We start from the raw sequence: 13,733 nt of genomic DNA on the forward strand, positions 1-13,733 counted from the left end.
ACATCGCCCCCCAGATGGTCCTGATGCGCGGCGTTTCAGTCCCACTGGAAAATCGCTGAAATAAGCGGGAACGCGCCAGCGGAGCCAGCGCATGGCCTAACCACGCTGCACACGCTCCATCGGTTCCGACGTCACGGGATAACCGAGATGATCGGGGATGCAGAGATGGCGCACGCCGCCTCTCTCTTCCAGCCAGGGACTGATCTTTTCGACGGGAAAGCACGCTGCGTGGGCCGCCATCGCGGCGAAGCTGTCGAACAAGGCCAATCGCTCAAGATTGCGGCGGGTCGGGAAAATGATGCGCCCGCCGCCCGCATCGCATAGAGCGATCGTGTCACTCGCGCTCATCCAGAACAACCGGACATTCTCGGTCGTATCCGCGCTCGCGACCTGTCCTTCTGGCGCCTGCACCAAATAGAAATGCGTGTCATAAATGCGCGCGGCCATTTCCGCGTCCGCAGGATGCCAGCGGCTGAATGGCACCAATTGATCCAGGGCGAGCCTGATCCCGTGCGCTTCGACGATCGCCGAAAAATCTTCGCCATCCGTCAGGGCGCGCCGCATTTCGAACAACTGCGCCGGATCGGGCCGCACCCCAAAACCGATGCCAAGGCCGCTTTCCTCCAGCGTTTCACGGATCGCCGCCAGCCGAGCGGCGGTCTCCTCCACGTTGCCGGGAGCATCCACGGCGCGGGCCAATTCCCGATCCGCCTCATCAACCGCGCCTCCTGGAAACACCAGCGCTCCCGCTGCAAAAGCCATGCTCCCAGCGCGTTCCATCATCAAGATATGCGGCGGCCCATCGGGCATGTCGCGAACGATCACGGCTGTCGCTGCTACCCGGCCTTCACTTTTGGTCGATGCCATGAAAGCCGCCATAGGCGCGTACAATGCTAGCGGTAAAGTCCTTCCGGATCACCCCGTTAAAGGAGGGGTGGTGGAGCCGAGGGGGATCGAACCCCTGACCTCGTCATTGCGAACGACGCGCTCTCCCAGCTGAGCTACGGCCCCGAAGGAGCGCTGCCTATAAGCGAGCGGAGATTCCCTTGCAACGGGCTTTTTCGGAAAAGCAGGGCCTTACAGCAGCGTCGGCAGCATGGTGCGGAAGAGCGATGTTACCCGCACGTAACATCCGGAACGATGCGTCCTGCTGCTCATTGGTGATGTAACGGCTTTTAGGCCGTAGCAACAGCAGCCAAGGAGAAGGACGATGGGCTATCAAGGCGGACGTCGCTATGGAGACGATGACAGGACTCGCAGCGACTGGGATCGCGGATCCGACCGCCATCGCGGGCAGCGTGACTGGCGCGATGATCGTAGCTATCGCTACGGCACGCGCGGCCAGTTCAGCGGTTCGGATTCCCGGCGGTCACCAGAACATTATGATCCGGAAGAGCGTGGCTTTTTCGATCGCGCGGGAGATGAAATCCGCAGTTGGTTCGGCGATGAAGAAGCAGAACGCCGTCGCGAATATGACGAATATTATAACCGCCCCTATGGCGACCCGCGCGATGAAAGCAGCCGCATTGGGTTCGCCTCGGCATCACGCAGCAACCAGTATCTGCCGAACCGCGGCTATGCGCCCTACACCGGGGAACGCAGCGGCTATGGCAGCGAGGATCATGGCAGTCGCGTACGCGCCTACGGCCCCACGCATGACTATAGCGAGCATCATGACGCCAACTATTATGCGTGGCGACAACAGCGGATGAATGAGCTGGACCGCGACTATGCTGAATATCAGCGGGAGCATCGCGATCGCTTCAACAGCGAGTTCGGCACCTGGCGCACGCGGCGCACCGAACAGCGTCAGGCGGTGCAACAGGTCCGCGAACATATGGAAGTCGTCGGAAGCGACGGCGCTCATGTGGGAACGGTCGATCGGTTAAGTGGCGATCGCATCATTCTGACCAAGAATGATCAGGATGCCAGCGGCGTGCACCACTCCGTACCGTCGTCCTGGATCAGGTCGGTGGACGAACAAAGGGTGACGCTGGAAAAGACGGCCGATGAAGCGCGCCATGCATGGCGAACCGAGGGAGAGCAGAATGCCCTGTTTGGCGAAGGGCGCGATCAGAGCGGATGGAACGCTGGCGGCGTCAGTTCGCACGATACGGAACGCAATCGCTAATCGAAGATAAAAATAGGCAAGGGGTCCGGCGGATGTCCGGACCCCTTGCCTGTCCGCTTCCTTACCCCGCAGTGGCGAGCCGGTCCCACCTTTTAATGCGGTCGGTATGGAGGGCGGATAAGGTCAATCAAGCCCTTGCTCTTGGGCCTCAAGCAATGCCAGAGCGCAACGACACGCGTTACGAGGCCCTTCCATGCCAACCATATTGCTGCTGGTCATTTCCAACCTTTTCATGACCATAGCTTGGTACTGGCATCTGAAGGGCGGGATGGGAAAGCCGATCCTGTTGGTCATCCTGATCAGTTGGGGCATCGCGCTCGTCGAATATTGTTTCGCCGTACCCGCAAATCGTATTGGGTTTGCCAGCGGCTGGAGCCCAGGCCAGTTGAAGATCGCGCAGGAAGCAATCGCCCTGATCGTTTTCGGAGGCTTCATGGTGACGGTTTTGGGTGAACCGCTCCATTGGCGCCACGCGGCCGCCTTCCTGTGTATAATGGCGGCGGTAGGCTTTCTGTTCGTAGGGCGACCCTAAAGCGAATCGGCGAGCTAAGGCAGAAGAAGCGACGAGTCCCCATAGGAGTAAAAGCGGTATCCGCTTTCTATCGCGTGAGCATAGGCCGCCTGCATCCGCTCCCGCCCCATCAAGGCACTTATCAGCATGAACAGTGTCGATCGAGGCAGATGGAAGTTGGTCATTAACCCATCCACGGCGCGGAACCGGTAGCCCGGTGTTATGAATATGCGGGTCTCGTCCGCGAACGGGCGGATCACTCTATCTTCCCCGCAGGCACTCTCAAGCAGGCGCAGGCTAGTCGTGCCCACCGCTATAAGGCGACCGCCAGCTCGACGCGCAGCATTCAGCCGGTCGGCGGCGGCTTGCTCGATCCGGCCCCACTCCGCATGCATGCGGTGATCATCGGTATCCTCCGCCTTCACGGGCAGAAACGTCCCCGCGCCCACATGAAGCGTCAGCGTTTCCGACATGACACCCGCCTCACTGAGTGCCGACATCAGCGCGGGCGTAAAATGCAAAGCCGCCGTCGGAGCCGCCACCGCCCCGTCTTCGCGAGCGAACATGGTCTGATAGTCACTGCGGTCTCGGGCGTCCGTAGGCCGCTTGCTGGCGATATAGGGCGGCAATGGCATGCGCCCCGCCCGCTCTAATAGCACCTCGACAGGCTCATCCCCCTCGAAGGTGAGCGTCACCCCGCCCTCTTCATCGCGCGCGCCCGCTAGAGCGGTGACGCCTGCACCGAAATCGATCTGGTCGCCCTCGCGCACTCGCTTGGCATTGCGAAGGAAAGCCTGCCACTGGCGCAGGCCAAGGCGCTTGTGGAGCGTGGCGCCGATCTTCGCCTGGCCGCGAACGCCCTCCAATTGAGCGGGGATGACCTTGGTATCATTGAACACCAGCACATCACCCGCGCGTAGCAAGGCGGGCAAGTCCCGGACTGTGCGATCTTCGAAAGGCCTTTCGCCATCGACCAACAGCAGGCGCGCCGCATCACGTGGCGACGCGGGCCTTAGCGCGATGCTTTCAGGCGGCAGTTCGAAATCGAAAAGATCTACGCGCATGCGAGCGCTGTCCTCAAGGCACGGCGATTATGCCGATGCGACATCGGCATAATCCACTTCAGGTGCGACTTATCGCTTCTTCTGTGATGACGCTTTCTTCACCGGTGCGGGCGTAATAATGGAAGGCGCAGGCGGCGTCGGAAGCGCCATGACCGGCGGCTTGCCGTCGCTTTCAATCGATGCCTGCAGGATCGTGGTCGGGTTTACGGGCGGCTCGCCCGGCGTGATGGCATCGACATATTGCATGCCTTCGATCACGCGGCCGAACACCGTATATTTCTTGTCGAGCTGCATGCGGGGCAGGAACAGGATGAAGAACTGGCTGTTGGCGCTATTCTCATCCTGCGCGCGGGCCATCGACACGGTGCCGCGAAGATGCGGCATCGGGTTGAATTCCGCCTGCAAATCGGGAAGCGACGATCCACCGGTTCCGTCATTCTTCGGGTCGCCGCCCTGCGCCATGAAACCGGGGATCACGCGGTGAAATTTCAGGCCGTTGTAAAAGCCCTGCCGCGTCAGCTGCTTGATACGTTCGACATGCTGGGGAGCGATGTCCGGACGCAGTTGGATGCGAACACGGCCGCCGCTCGACAGGTCAAGATCCCAGACGTCCTGCGGGTCCACCGGAACCGAAGCGGGCGGCAGTTTCGCGCTGGGATCCTGTCCCATCGACTTGGCATTCTGCTCGGCCCGCGCGGCAGCCTCGGCTCTTTTTGCCTCTTCGGCATTCGCGCCCCCGCCACCCTGGGCCAGCGCCACGCCGCCCGACGCATAGAGAGCGATAGTGATCGCCACGGTCTTAAACGCCGAACTGAACCGCATGGATGAGCTTTCCCTAATATCTAACGCCTGGTGGCGAAGCTGCTCTGATAACGCGCTCTTCGCGATTGGCAACTGAACGAAGGCTGAGCGGCCTTTATTGGTCGCCCTTCTTTCCGAGGCGCGCCACCCGGGCGACTACATCATCCCGCACGCTGGGGCTGACAAACTTGTCGATCGGCCCGCCGTAAAAGGCGATTTCCTTGACCAAGCGAGATGCGATCGGCTGAAGCGAGACGTCGGCCATCAGAAAGGCGGTTTCGACCCGATGGTTGATCTGCCGGTTCATACCGGTGAGCTGATATTCATATTCGAAGTCGGTGACGCCCCGAATGCCCCGAATGATCACGCTGGCGCCTTGCGATTCGGCGAAATCCATAAGCAGTGAATTAAAGCCAGTGACGACGATGTCCGCGTCGATGCCAACGCATTCACGGCGCACCATCTCCAGCCGCTCTTCATCGGAGAACATGGGCGATTTGGAAATGTTGGTGGTCACGCCGATCACCAGCTTGTCGACGAGCTTGGCCCCTCGGCGAATAATGTCCATGTGACCCAAAGTGATCGGGTCGAACGTGCCGGGATAGACCCCCACCCGCTGCCTGCTCATGCCTTACCGGTCCCTTTCCACGATATAGTCTGCGATTGATCGCAGCAGATCGGCCTCCCCGCCGAAACTATGAAGATGCGCCTTGGCCTGATCCACCAGCAAACGCGCCTGTTCACGCGCACGCTCAACGCCCAGCAGGGATACGAAGGTTTCCTTGCCCGCCGCCGCATCCTTGCCAAGCGCCTTGCCCGCCAGATCGGCGTCACCTTCGACATCCAGCAGATCGTCGGCAATCTGGAAAGCCAGGCCGATGTCGCGCGCATAGCCATGAAGGCTGGTGCGAGCATCGGCCGGAATGCGCGCCATGATCGCCGCCGCGTCCACACAAAATGCAATGAGCGCCCCGGTCTTAAGCTGTTGCAAGCGCGTTACGGTGACGAGGTCGAAGCTGGTGCCTTCCGCCTCCAGATCCATCATCTGCCCACCCGCCATACCTGCAGGTCCGCTGGACAGCGCCAGCGCCTTTACCAGCTCCACCCGCACGAAGGGGTCCGGATGCGTCTCTTCATCCGCCAATATTTCGAAGGCAAGATCATGAAGACAATCCCCGGCCAGGATCGCCGTCGCCTCATCAAAGGCCTTGTGGATCGTCGGCTTGCCCCGGCGCATATCATCATCATCCATCGCCGGAAGATCATCATGCACCAGCGAGTAGACGTGGATGCATTCGACAGCCAGCCCGACGCGAAGCAACGAATCCTGGGAGATGTTGAACAACTCGCCCGCCGCCTGCACCAACAGAGGACGCAATCTCTTGCCGCCGCCTATGGCCGCATGGCGCATGGCCTCATAAAGGCGCGCACGCGGATCATCGGGAACGGTCAGCAACAGTTCAAACGCGTGATCAATGTCCGCGGCGACGGCAGCCGCCCGGACAGTCACCATCGCTGAACCGGAGGTCAGCCCCTCCATGACCGCGGCGCTCAATCCGCGCCGAAAGGCTGGGCGCCCGTAACGGCGCCGCTGGGATCGATGGTCAATTTCTGGATGCGAGCCTCCGCCGCCTGCAAACGTTCAAGGCAGCGCTTGCGCAGCTCTTCCCCCTGCGCATAGAGCGAGATCGACTCGTCGAGCGGCACATCACCGCTTTCCAGTCGGCGGACAATCGACTCCAGCGCCCGCAGCGCATCCTCAAACGACAATTGGGACAAATCGCCCGGCTCTGTCTTGCTGTCTTCGGCCATGCCCCATGCATTGGCGAGCGCAGGTGGCCGGGTCAAGCCTACACCACGCCGCAAGGCAGATTCCGGGCCTGCTTGTAACAAAAGCGTCATCGAAACTCGCACAAGACTGGAGGGATTTTGGCAGTTTTGCGTTGACGCTCACGCCGGCAAGTGCACATAGAAGGACCGCTATGAAATATTATCTCCCCCTGATTTCCGCCGTTGCTCTCAGCATGCTCTCCGCTTGCAACAAAAATGATGAACCCGAAGTCGTCGGCGGCCCTGCCGATCCGATGGCTCAACAGCTCGCGAATGCCGCACCCGTCGAATTGCCGCCTTCTGTGAAGGTAACCCGCCAGTATCGCTGCAAGGATAACAGCCTCATTTTCGTCGATTTCCTGAGCGACGACAAGACCGCCAACCTGCGCACTGAAAAGAACGGCGCGCCGACAAAGCTCGTCGCCCCCGAAGCTGGCAAGCCCTTCACGGCCGAAGGCGGCTATTCGGTCGATGGCAGCGGCAAGCAGATCACCGCCACCCTTCCGGGCAAAAGCGGCGTTAGCTGCAAAGCCTGATCAACATTTCCATGTCTTTCACAGGCCGGGCTCAACAGCCCGGCCTTTTTCATTTCCCTATCCTGCCGACCAGTTCGGGCTCACCAACCTCTACGGGGTCAGGACCAAAGCGGTTGGAACCGCGCGTCCCGCTCATGATGAAGAAGACCAGCAAAACCAGGCTTCCGATCAGCGGGAAGAAAATGATCAGCAGCCACAAACCGCTTCGATCCGTGTCATGCAACCGTCGCACTGCCACGGCGAGCCATGGGATTAGAATGGCCAGGCCGAACAGGCCGGTGAGCGGACCTCCCCGCGTGTGATAGCCGGTATCGAACCACCAGGGGCCGCGCCGTACCCAATGTTCGGTGGTGCTGAGGCCCAGCAGCCCTTCGACAATGCCAATCGCGATGAAGCAAAGCAGAAGGAAGAGGATGAACATCCAATATTCCTTGGGCCGCGCACGGCCGGAAAAACGGGCGTAGCGGCGAAGCGGCAACAACATCCATTCCATATGTCCCGTCCTCCGATCGGTGATCCAACGCATATAAATAGCATGTTTTCCCGAGTTCAGCCGCGCGAGGATTGTCTATCCGCCCCTCCCCGGCTAAAGGCGCGCTCATGTCGACCGCAGCCACTCAGATCACCCCGGAAATCGTCGCCGAACATGGCCTTTCGCCGGAAGAATATGACCGCGTTCTGAACGCCCTCGGCCGTGAGCCGAATCTGACGGAACTGGGCATCTTCTCGGTCATGTGGTCGGAGCATTGCTCCTACAAGTCGAGCCGCATCCACCTGAAGAAGCTGCCGACGGAAGGCCCGCAAGTCATCTGCGGTCCCGGCGAGAATGCGGGCGTCGTCGATATCGGCGATGGGCAAGCCGCGATCTTCAAGATGGAGAGCCACAACCACCCGTCCTACATCGAACCCTATCAGGGCGCGGCGACGGGCGTTGGCGGCATCCTGCGCGACGTCTTCACCATGGGCGCGCGTCCGGTCGCGAACATGAACGCGCTGCGGTTTGGCCGCCCCGATCATCCGAAGATGAAGCACCTCATCAGCGGTGTGGTGCATGGCATCGGCGGCTATGGCAATTGCGTCGGCGTGCCGACGGTAGGCGGCGAGGTGAATTTCCATCCTGCCTATGATGGCAACATCCTGGTCAACGCGATGACCGTCGGCGTCGCGGACACGGACAAGATTTTCTATTCGGCTGCCAGCGGCATCGGCAATCCGATCGTCTATGTGGGGTCGAAGACCGGCCGCGACGGCATTCATGGCGCTACCATGGCTTCGGCCGACTTCGGCGACGATGCCGATGCCAAGCGGCCGACCGTTCAGGTCGGCGATCCCTTCACCGAAAAGCTGCTGATCGAGGCATGCCTTGAACTCATGGCGTCCGACGCGATCGTCGCCATCCAGGACATGGGCGCGGCGGGCCTTACCTCCTCCTCGGTCGAAATGGCGTCAAAGGGTGGCGTCGGCATTCAGCTCAACATGGACGACGTGCCGCAGCGGGAAACCGGCATGACGGCCTATGAAATGATGCTCTCGGAAAGCCAGGAGCGCATGCTCATGGTGCTCCAGCCGGGCAAGGAAGCTTTCGCCGAAGCCATTTTCCGCAAGTGGGAACTGGATTTCGCCGTGATCGGCCATGTAACCGACACGGGCCGCATGGTTCTGGTGCACAAGGGCGAAACGGTATGCGACATTCCGCTCGCACCGCTGGCCGACGATGCGCCGCTCTACGATCGTCCGTCCATGCCGAAGGACGAATATAAGGCTTGGTCCGGCGTCCAGCCGCTGGGCGAGATCGATGAAAGCGCGGACATCGGCGCCGATCTCGTCAAGCTGATGGGTTCCCCCGACATCGCCAGCCGCCGCTGGATCTGGCAGCAATATGACCACATGGTCGGCGCCGACACGGTGCAGCGCCCCGGCGGCGACGCGGCAGTGGTGCGCGTCCACGGCTCGCAAAAGGGAATCGCGATCAGCACTGATTGCACCCCGCGCTATTGCTATGCCGATCCTTATGAAGGCGGAAAGCAGGCAATCGCCGAATGCTATCGCAACATCTCGGCCGTTGGCGCGACCCCGCTTGCCGTCACCAACTGCCTGAACTTCGCCAATCCACAGCGTCCGGAAATCATGGCGCAGCTCACCGGCTGTCTGGAAGGCATGGGCGACGCCTGCCGCGCGCTCGACTTCCCCATCGTGTCGGGCAACGTCTCCCTCTACAATGAATCCAAGGCGACGGGCGGCGGCTCGGCAATCCTGCCCACCCCCGCAATCGGCGGCATTGGCCTGCTGAAGGACGTCGATGGGATGGCGACCGTCGCTTTCAAGCAGGAAGGCGATGCAATCTGGCTGATCGGCGGCGAAGGCACACATCTCGGCCAGTCCATTTGGCTGCGGGAAATTCAAGGCCGCGAAGCTGGCGACGCGCCGAAGGTGGACTTGGCCGCCGAACGAACCAATGCCGAAGCTGTCCGCACGTTGATCGCGCAAGGCAAGGTCAATGCCGTTCATGATATTTCAGATGGCGGCCTGCTGGTAACCATCGCCGAAATGGCTCTGGCAGGCGGATTGGGCGCGCAGCTCGACATCGAATTGAACACCGCAGCGGCCTTTGGCGAAGATCAGGGCCGCTATGTCGTAACAGCGGCGGCGGATACGGAGATTGCCGGTGCAGTCAGGATCGGCACTATCGGCGGCGACAATGTGGCGGGCGTGAATCTCGCTGACCTGCGCTCTGCGCACGAGGGCTTCTTCCCCAACCTGATGGACGCGGAACTGTAAGAGCTAATGCACATGGCTCCTGTTCAACAGGAGCCATGTCAGGCAGGCCGGGTCACCCGTCCGAACAATATCTGATAGGCGTCAGTGCCATCTCCGGCATCGAATGCCGCCATCACCTTCTTCAGTTCTTTAGGCGAAAGCGGTTTCCGGCCTTCGCTCGACACCACCGCGCCAATGCCTTTCAAATGAGCAATCAGGCCACGTGCGCCGTTGCATTTGAGCGAACAAGTTTCGTCAAAGGCGAAGGCATCCTCATATCGGCGCAGCATTGAGGACAGGTCATCGAGCGAGGGGTAATTGGGCACACCGGGAACAAGGTCGCAAGCCTGATGAGCTGCTCGCCATTGACCAAAACTCTCCTTTCCCATGGTAGAAAAGATCAGGCTGCCCCCCGGTCTCAACAGCGCCACTAGGCGAGCGATGGCCTCTTCCAGATCATCGAACCATTGAAAGGCGAGGCTCGACAGGATGAGGTCGAACCACTCCCCTTCGAACGGCGGCGCTTCGCCATCCATGGCAAGAAAAGTCCCCGCAACGAACGCCCCTGTAGCCGTTCGGGCAAGCATTTCCGGTGAAATGTCGGTGACGACCAATTGCGCCTTCGGCCATCGCTGTTGAATGTCGCGGGTCAACAGGCCGGTTCCGCAACCGATTTCAAGGATGCGCCCTACTCCGCCGGGCTTCTGCCGCTGAGCAAGGTCGGCGACCAGCGCCGCTGCTGCGCGTTGGGGACCGGCATGATCTTCGTAATGATCGGCCGCAGCGCCGAATGCTTCGCTTATCCGTTGCTTGCGGCCGCTGTTCATGGCTAGTCGCATGACAGAGCCCCGCCGACTTTGCCAGCGTCTTTAAGGAACCTCGCCGCATGCATCCCCCTTCATCCCGGATTGCCGCCATGGACGTGCTGCGCGGGTGCGCCGTCATGGGCATATTGTGGATGAACATTAGCGCCTTTGCCCTGCCGCAAACGGCTTATTTCAATCCGACCGCTGTTGGCCCGCTGTCCGTCGGCGATAAACTGTTCTGGCTGATCAGCTTCCTGTTTTTCGACGGGAAGATGCGGGCTCTTTTTTCGATATTGTTCGGCGCGTCCATGCTGCTGCTGATCGATCGGGAGGAGATGGAGGGGCGTGATGGACAGCAGGCGCAAATCGTCCGGGCGGCTTGGCTGTTCGTCTTCGGCCTTGCCCATTATCTGCTGCTGTGGGCGGGCGACATATTGATGAACTATGCCCTGATCGGGCTGATCGCGATGCTGTTCATCCGCAAGGAACCGTTGGCGCTCATCAAATGGGCCTTTTTCTTCTTCCTCGCGCATTTTCTGATCTGCGCGCTGTTCATATTCAGCATCCACGGATGGGCAGACGCGGCCGTCGCACCAAGCGCGACCGCCAGCATCCGGGATAGCTTCGCGCAATATATCGGCCCATTCACCAACCCGGATGATCCAACCATCCGGCAGGAGATCGCCACCTACCGTGGCAGCTTCGCAACCATCCTGACGCATCATTTGCACCTTTTGCTCCACGATTGGTGGTGGACCTTCTTCATGAGCGCATTCGACACTCTTGGTTTCATGCTCATGGGCATGGCGATGCTGAAGGGCGGCTTCCTGACTGGACGATGGGAAGCGGAGCAATATTGGCGCACTGCCCGCCATTGTTTCCTGGTCGGATTGCCACCCATGGTGGCGCTCGCGGGCTGGCTGCTCTGGCGAAACTTCCCTGCTGTTCCGTCCATTGGCGTGTCGCTTGCCTGGTCATTTCCTTTCCGCATCCCGCTTGCGGCAGGCTGGGCGGCACTGATCCTGTGGATATTCACGCGACATCGACAGAGCCGCATGACGATGGCGGTCGCGCGCACGGGGCGCCTCGCTCTCAGCAATTATCTCGGCACCAGCCTCATCATGTGCGCTGTCTTCTATGGATGGGGACTAGGGCTATTTTCGCATCTCCGGCCGTTGGAACTGCCGCTGTTGGTGCTGTGTGGATGGCTGTTCATGCTTGCTTGGTCGACAGCCTGGCTATCCCGATTCGCCATAGGGCCACTAGAATGGCTGTGGCGAAGTTTGGCTCGCGGGAAAGCGCAAAAGATTCGCAACAGCATCTAATATTCTATTGCGAACCATTATCATTTGGGATATTCCCGATTTAGGGAGAGCCTCATGGTCGTCTGTGTCTGCAATGCCATTCGCGAAAAGGATCTGAAGGAAGCCGTGCGGGGCGGCGCCGATACCCCTTGCAGCGCCTATGCTCGCCTCGGCCGTCGACCCAAATGCGGCCAATGCGTACCTTTCGCCCGCACGCTGATAGCTGCCGAACGCGCGACCGCCTGATCCGATGGCAATCATCCGCAGCCGCTCCTTCTGACGCGAACTTGACGCAATAGCGTCTAGTAAAATCCCCGTTTTTCGAGCGTTTCCGGTTAACAAAAGCCCGTGACGGCATTATAGTTACGGCTTCATTCCAATAGCCTGAGGACAACGCCATGAAGGGTGACTCCAAGGTCATCGACTATCTCAACGAGGTCCTCAAGAATGAGCTGACCGCGATCAATCAATATTTCCTGCATTACCGGATGCTCGATCATTGGGGCATCGAGAAGCTCGCCAAATTCGAATATGAAGAGTCGATCGATGAGATGAAGCACGCCGACAAGGTGGCGGAACGCATCCTCTTCCTCGACGGCTTGCCCAATTTCCAGCTGCTTGGCCGCCTGAAAATCGGTGAAACGGTCGAAGAGGTACTGAAGGCCGACCTTGAGTTGGAATATGAAGCACTTCCCGTTCTGAAGGATGCCATCGCCCATTGCGAGACAGTGCGCGATTATGTCAGCCGCGATCTGTTCCAGTCGATCCTCGAAAGCGAGGAAGAGCATGTCGACACACTGGAAACCCAGTTCGAAATGATCGAACGCATGGGCATTCAGAACTATATTCAGCTGCAAAGCAAGGCCAGAGAAGAGTGATTCGGCGGGCGGGCCATGCCGTTAGCCCGCCCTATTTCAGATCAGCGAATCGAGCAGGCCAATCAATGGCAGGTCCGCCGGCGGCATATCCAGCGCATACATCTGGTTGGGCCTGACCCATTTCAGTTCGGTGGCGTGCCGTGCCTCGGGCAGGCCCTCCCACTTTCGGCAAACATAGAGCAGAAGCAACAAGTGCCGGTCGCCGAGCGGCTCGCTGGCAAAAGCCGCGGGCGCGAGGCAACTGGTGTGGGTACGGATCCCCAGTTCTTCTTCCAGTTCGCGGACCAGTGCAGCCTCAGGCGTTTCGCTCGCCTCCACCTTTCCCCCAGGAAATTCCCACAAGCTCGCCATCGCTTTGCCAGGCGGTCGTTGCTGTAGCAGCACCCGACCATCCGCATCGACAAGTGCGGCGGCCACTACCAACAAGGGATCAATTATCGTCATATTCGTCCAGCAAAGGGGTTTGTTAACTCTGGCTCTTTTACAAGGCCAAACGGGACTGTCTGCAATAAACGGGTGATGCAATGCGCGGGTTGATCAAACGCCTATCCCGATCGAGGTTGCTGCAGTGTCAACGGGGAGCAACCGCAGTCGAATATGGGCTGATCCTGGCTCTGGTCTGTCTGGCCGCACTCGCGGCGATATCGAATGTCGCAAACAAAACCACTGGCATGTGGAACAATGTCGCCACAGAGGTTCTCGCGCATTAACCATCAATATCTGACACTTCCTTCGCGCCATTAAATCTTTGTCAATCTAACTCCCATAAACCGTCCATAGCTGACCTATTTCAAGCGGGGCGGCCGGGAGTTAAACGGGATTTTTTCTAGTCAAGGAGACTTCACATGAAGTTCGTTCGCAAGATGCTGAAGAATGAAAAGGGTGCAACGGCCATCGAATACGGCCTGATCGCAGCTCTGATCGCTGTCGCCGCCATCGGCGCAATGACCAGCCTCGGCGGCAAGCTGACCAACACCTTCAACAAAGTTTCGAACAACATGGGTTGATTTTGGAACGATAGAAAAAAGGCGGCCGGAGCAATCCCGCCGCCTTTTTTTGTATTCACAGGCCTAATTCGACCGTTGGATAACGATTTTCAACCGCTGGCGCTGTTG

Annotated in this window: 18 protein-coding genes and 1 tRNA gene; 9 read left to right on the top strand and 10 right to left on the bottom strand. The window is 59.7% G+C overall.

What is annotated here, in order from left to right; all coding sequences use genetic code 11:
* Positions 1 to 96: 96 nt before the first annotated feature.
* A complete protein-coding gene (locus ACZ5YV_RS06315; protein WP_464789052.1) occupies positions 97 to 867 on the bottom strand; it encodes an NUDIX hydrolase in 771 nt (256 codons plus the stop codon).
* Between the two features lie 68 nt (positions 868 to 935).
* Positions 936 to 1,011 (bottom strand) — tRNA-Ala (locus ACZ5YV_RS06320).
* Positions 1,012 to 1,210: 199 nt separating this feature from the next.
* Between ACZ5YV_RS06320 and ACZ5YV_RS06325 the strand changes: the two genes are divergently transcribed.
* Entirely contained in the window at positions 1,211 to 2,131 is a 921-nt protein-coding gene (locus ACZ5YV_RS06325; RefSeq protein ID WP_464789053.1) for a DUF2171 domain-containing protein, read from the top strand.
* Between the two features lie 193 nt (positions 2,132 to 2,324).
* The gene (locus ACZ5YV_RS06330; protein WP_464789054.1) at positions 2,325 to 2,663 is read left to right on the top strand and encodes a DMT family protein; all 339 of its coding nucleotides are present in this window, start codon (positions 2,325 to 2,327) and stop codon (positions 2,661 to 2,663) included.
* A gap of 14 nt (positions 2,664 to 2,677) precedes the next feature.
* On the opposite strand, the gene queA is transcribed toward ACZ5YV_RS06330, so the two are convergent.
* From queA to ACZ5YV_RS06355, 5 genes are all read right to left on the bottom strand, one after another.
* The gene (gene queA / locus ACZ5YV_RS06335; protein WP_464789055.1) at positions 2,678 to 3,706 is read right to left on the bottom strand and encodes a tRNA preQ1(34) S-adenosylmethionine ribosyltransferase-isomerase QueA; all 1,029 of its coding nucleotides are present in this window, start codon (positions 3,704 to 3,706) and stop codon (positions 2,678 to 2,680) included.
* 69 nt (positions 3,707 to 3,775) lie between these two features.
* Entirely contained in the window at positions 3,776 to 4,528 is a 753-nt protein-coding gene (locus tag ACZ5YV_RS06340) for a peptidylprolyl isomerase (RefSeq protein WP_464789056.1), read from the bottom strand.
* A gap of 94 nt (positions 4,529 to 4,622) precedes the next feature.
* Positions 4,623 to 5,135 carry a pantetheine-phosphate adenylyltransferase gene (coaD, locus tag ACZ5YV_RS06345; RefSeq protein WP_464772134.1) on the bottom strand — a complete coding sequence of 171 codons (513 nt, stop codon included), beginning with the start codon at positions 5,133 to 5,135 and terminating at the stop codon, positions 4,623 to 4,625.
* A 3-nt stretch (positions 5,136 to 5,138) separates the two neighbouring features.
* Positions 5,139 to 6,047 (bottom strand): polyprenyl synthetase family protein, encoded by a 909-nt coding sequence (locus ACZ5YV_RS06350; RefSeq protein ID WP_464789164.1) that lies wholly within the window; start codon positions 6,045 to 6,047, stop codon positions 5,139 to 5,141.
* Positions 6,048 to 6,058: 11 nt separating this feature from the next.
* On the bottom strand, positions 6,059 to 6,319 hold the full coding sequence (locus ACZ5YV_RS06355) for an exodeoxyribonuclease VII small subunit (protein ID WP_196224044.1): 261 nt from the start codon (positions 6,317 to 6,319) through the stop codon (positions 6,059 to 6,061).
* A gap of 170 nt (positions 6,320 to 6,489) precedes the next feature.
* On the opposite strand from ACZ5YV_RS06355, the gene ACZ5YV_RS06360 reads away from it, so the two are divergent.
* Positions 6,490 to 6,873: a hypothetical protein gene (locus tag ACZ5YV_RS06360; protein WP_464789057.1), complete on the top strand. Its 384-nt coding sequence runs from the start codon at positions 6,490 to 6,492 to the stop codon at positions 6,871 to 6,873.
* A 49-nt stretch (positions 6,874 to 6,922) separates the two neighbouring features.
* Here the strand turns inward: ACZ5YV_RS06360 and ACZ5YV_RS06365 are convergent, their stop codons facing one another.
* On the bottom strand, positions 6,923 to 7,357 hold the full coding sequence (locus tag ACZ5YV_RS06365; protein ID WP_464789058.1) for a DUF805 domain-containing protein: 435 nt from the start codon (positions 7,355 to 7,357) through the stop codon (positions 6,923 to 6,925).
* A 116-nt stretch (positions 7,358 to 7,473) separates the two neighbouring features.
* Between ACZ5YV_RS06365 and purL the strand changes: the two genes are divergently transcribed.
* Positions 7,474 to 9,651, top strand: coding sequence for a phosphoribosylformylglycinamidine synthase subunit PurL (purL, locus tag ACZ5YV_RS06370; RefSeq protein ID WP_464789059.1), 2,178 nt, complete (start codon positions 7,474 to 7,476; stop codon positions 9,649 to 9,651).
* Between the two features lie 38 nt (positions 9,652 to 9,689).
* On the opposite strand, the gene ACZ5YV_RS06375 is transcribed toward purL, so the two are convergent.
* On the bottom strand, positions 9,690 to 10,457 hold the full coding sequence (locus ACZ5YV_RS06375; protein WP_464789165.1) for a methyltransferase domain-containing protein: 768 nt from the start codon (positions 10,455 to 10,457) through the stop codon (positions 9,690 to 9,692).
* A gap of 59 nt (positions 10,458 to 10,516) precedes the next feature.
* Between ACZ5YV_RS06375 and ACZ5YV_RS06380 the strand changes: the two genes are divergently transcribed.
* From ACZ5YV_RS06380 to bfr, 3 genes are all read left to right on the top strand, one after another.
* Complete coding sequence (locus tag ACZ5YV_RS06380) at positions 10,517 to 11,761, top strand: DUF418 domain-containing protein (protein WP_464789060.1); 1,245 nt, start codon at positions 10,517 to 10,519, stop codon at positions 11,759 to 11,761.
* 54 nt (positions 11,762 to 11,815) lie between these two features.
* Positions 11,816 to 11,986, top strand: a complete 171-nt coding sequence (locus ACZ5YV_RS06385; protein ID WP_449471793.1) for a (2Fe-2S)-binding protein — start codon at positions 11,816 to 11,818, stop codon at positions 11,984 to 11,986.
* A gap of 152 nt (positions 11,987 to 12,138) precedes the next feature.
* Positions 12,139 to 12,618 (top strand): bacterioferritin, encoded by a 480-nt coding sequence (gene bfr / locus ACZ5YV_RS06390; RefSeq protein ID WP_196224051.1) that lies wholly within the window; start codon positions 12,139 to 12,141, stop codon positions 12,616 to 12,618.
* Positions 12,619 to 12,654: 36 nt separating this feature from the next.
* Here the strand turns inward: bfr and ACZ5YV_RS06395 are convergent, their stop codons facing one another.
* Entirely contained in the window at positions 12,655 to 13,062 is a 408-nt protein-coding gene (locus ACZ5YV_RS06395) for a (deoxy)nucleoside triphosphate pyrophosphohydrolase (RefSeq protein WP_464789061.1), read from the bottom strand.
* A gap of 80 nt (positions 13,063 to 13,142) precedes the next feature.
* Between ACZ5YV_RS06395 and ACZ5YV_RS06400 the strand changes: the two genes are divergently transcribed.
* Both ACZ5YV_RS06400 and ACZ5YV_RS06405 read left to right on the top strand, forming a co-directional pair.
* Complete coding sequence (locus tag ACZ5YV_RS06400; RefSeq protein ID WP_464789062.1) at positions 13,143 to 13,328, top strand: Flp family type IVb pilin; 186 nt, start codon at positions 13,143 to 13,145, stop codon at positions 13,326 to 13,328.
* A gap of 135 nt (positions 13,329 to 13,463) precedes the next feature.
* The gene (locus tag ACZ5YV_RS06405; RefSeq protein WP_464789063.1) at positions 13,464 to 13,625 is read left to right on the top strand and encodes a Flp family type IVb pilin; all 162 of its coding nucleotides are present in this window, start codon (positions 13,464 to 13,466) and stop codon (positions 13,623 to 13,625) included.
* Positions 13,626 to 13,733 lie beyond the last annotated feature (108 nt).

This window comes from Sphingobium sp. TomTYG46 (assembly GCF_055396345.1).

Coding starts and splice junctions, on each gene's coding strand:
- ACZ5YV_RS06315 (WP_464789052.1), bottom strand. CDS start 867: ATGGCATCGACCAAAAGTGAAGGCCGGGTAGCAGCGACAGCCGTGATC.
- ACZ5YV_RS06325 (WP_464789053.1), top strand. CDS start 1,211: ATGGGCTATCAAGGCGGACGTCGCTATGGAGACGATGACAGGACTCGC.
- ACZ5YV_RS06330 (WP_464789054.1), top strand. CDS start 2,325: ATGCCAACCATATTGCTGCTGGTCATTTCCAACCTTTTCATGACCATA.
- queA (WP_464789055.1), bottom strand. CDS start 3,706: ATGCGCGTAGATCTTTTCGATTTCGAACTGCCGCCTGAAAGCATCGCG.
- ACZ5YV_RS06340 (WP_464789056.1), bottom strand. CDS start 4,528: ATGCGGTTCAGTTCGGCGTTTAAGACCGTGGCGATCACTATCGCTCTC.
- coaD (WP_464772134.1), bottom strand. CDS start 5,135: ATGAGCAGGCAGCGGGTGGGGGTCTATCCCGGCACGTTCGACCCGATC.
- ACZ5YV_RS06350 (WP_464789164.1), bottom strand. CDS start 6,047: ATGGAGGGGCTGACCTCCGGTTCAGCGATGGTGACTGTCCGGGCGGCT.
- ACZ5YV_RS06355 (WP_196224044.1), bottom strand. CDS start 6,319: ATGGCCGAAGACAGCAAGACAGAGCCGGGCGATTTGTCCCAATTGTCG.
- ACZ5YV_RS06360 (WP_464789057.1), top strand. CDS start 6,490: ATGAAATATTATCTCCCCCTGATTTCCGCCGTTGCTCTCAGCATGCTC.
- ACZ5YV_RS06365 (WP_464789058.1), bottom strand. CDS start 7,357: ATGTTGTTGCCGCTTCGCCGCTACGCCCGTTTTTCCGGCCGTGCGCGG.
- purL (WP_464789059.1), top strand. CDS start 7,474: ATGTCGACCGCAGCCACTCAGATCACCCCGGAAATCGTCGCCGAACAT.
- ACZ5YV_RS06375 (WP_464789165.1), bottom strand. CDS start 10,457: ATGAACAGCGGCCGCAAGCAACGGATAAGCGAAGCATTCGGCGCTGCG.
- ACZ5YV_RS06380 (WP_464789060.1), top strand. CDS start 10,517: ATGCATCCCCCTTCATCCCGGATTGCCGCCATGGACGTGCTGCGCGGG.
- ACZ5YV_RS06385 (WP_449471793.1), top strand. CDS start 11,816: ATGGTCGTCTGTGTCTGCAATGCCATTCGCGAAAAGGATCTGAAGGAA.
- bfr (WP_196224051.1), top strand. CDS start 12,139: ATGAAGGGTGACTCCAAGGTCATCGACTATCTCAACGAGGTCCTCAAG.
- ACZ5YV_RS06395 (WP_464789061.1), bottom strand. CDS start 13,062: ATGACGATAATTGATCCCTTGTTGGTAGTGGCCGCCGCACTTGTCGAT.
- ACZ5YV_RS06400 (WP_464789062.1), top strand. CDS start 13,143: ATGCGCGGGTTGATCAAACGCCTATCCCGATCGAGGTTGCTGCAGTGT.
- ACZ5YV_RS06405 (WP_464789063.1), top strand. CDS start 13,464: ATGAAGTTCGTTCGCAAGATGCTGAAGAATGAAAAGGGTGCAACGGCC.